This is a genomic window from Polynucleobacter sp. AP-RePozz3-80-G7, from assembly GCF_018882145.1.
GTDB lineage: Bacteria > Pseudomonadota > Gammaproteobacteria > Burkholderiales > Burkholderiaceae > Polynucleobacter.
The window spans coordinates 1-1,692 of sequence record NZ_JACVPC010000011.1 but is presented as its reverse complement, the minus strand read 5'-3'; the positions used below and the strand labels follow the sequence as shown (position 1 = coordinate 1,692).

At 49.4% G+C, this 1,692-nt stretch carries 1 protein-coding gene; it reads right to left on the bottom strand.

All coding sequences use genetic code 11. From position 1 onward, the window contains the following. A partial coding sequence (locus tag ICE90_RS10725; protein WP_370624672.1) for a beta strand repeat-containing protein occupies window positions 1–1,692 on the bottom strand: 1,692 nt, incomplete at both ends.

Here is a 1,692-nt window from a genome sequence, read left to right as displayed (position 1 = left end):
GGATGAGTGAAGCGGCAGATACGGCAGCGCTAAAGGTGGTGGTGCCGGTAGAAGTGAGGGCAAGCGCGCCAAGTGCACCGTTAGTAGCTCCCCCTACTACACCGGTAAAGGTGATGTTGCCTGAGCCAGCGGTAGTTGTTAGAGCAAATGCCTGATTAGCTAATGAATTTAACGTGCCAGCAAAGGAGATGTTGCTATTGGTTGTTGCGGTTGTAATTGCTGCCTTTAATACCACTGGACCAGTGTAAATTTGAGCACCAGTGGTTGTAACGTTGCCATTTAAATTAATAGCAGTACTTGAAGTTAGGTTGATACTAGCTAAGGCGTTTGTTGCCCCTACAGTCGAGCCTAATGTAATGGCACCGGATCCAGAATTAATAATTAATGCCGTTCCAGTTGAACTTGAATTAACAATAACCGTTCCCGAAGCACCAGCAGTTGCAGCAGAAGTATTGTTGGCAACACCCCAACCTCCACCACCGCCACCAGTATTCGCCACTGGATTGGTTGCTCCTATAGAAGTCGTTCCACCAGTGCCGGCATTTGTACCGCCCGGACCACCCACAGTGAGGCTATAAGAGCCACCGCCGCCACCGCTACCATAAACAACAGAGGAACCACTTAATGTAGAGGTGTAACCTTGACCGCCTGCACCAGGCGACGTAGGTGTTGCATCACCACCTGCAGTAGTCGCACCGCCACCGCCACCGCCAGATGTGTTGTAAGACTTACCGCCTGCGTTACCGTAGGTGTAACTCAACCCATCAGTAGCATACGTGCCAGCTCCACCCATATCAAACGATGTAGTGGAATTGTTATGCGAGCCGCCGCCGCCAGACGCTCCATCTGCACCATTAGTTAATTTAGAGGCACCGCCGCCACCGCCGAGTGCAATCAGTGACCCAAATGATGATTGCCCACCATTAAAGGCCGTGCATTGGTTGCAACTAGTCGACACAGCGCCACCAGCACCAACCACTATAGAAATCGGAGTTCCTGATGAAACAGAATAAGCGGAGTTATAAACTACGCCACCACCACCACCGCCGCCGCCGCCATCATAGCCACCACCACCACCGCCACCCACCAATAGGACTTGTGAGGTATACGAAGTAGAAGGCGTCCAGGTATAAGTTGAGGTGCCTGAGTTATAGGAAATCGATATTCCCGCTGGAGCTGCACCACCTGCCGTGTAAGAAGTGCCGTTATATAAATAAACGCCACTACCATTAAATTGCAAGATTGCACTTACTGCAGCTGACCCTCCAACAACGCTACCAGTAATATTTACTGGACTATTGGTGGTGAGTAAATTTACATTGACTGCGGACAGAGTCACATTACCGTTATAGGTCTGATTACCTGTTGTGGTGATATTTCCACCAATAATGGCTCCAGCAGAATTTGTAGAGGTAGTAGCAAGGGAGCTTAGCGCCGTTGTAGAACCAACATTGGCATTAAATGAAATGGTGGCATTGCCTGACGTAATGATGAGATCTTTAGCACCATCTACCGTACTACCAAATGAAATTACGTTACCAGCTGAGCTATTGCCTAATGAGCTCAACCCAATCGAATTCCCCAGCGTTACTGCACCAGTGTAGGTTTGGGTACCACTGGTAGTGATGTTGGTATTGAGCGTAATGCCAGTGCCAGTAATCGCTAAGTTACCTGAGGTAATGCCAACAGCGC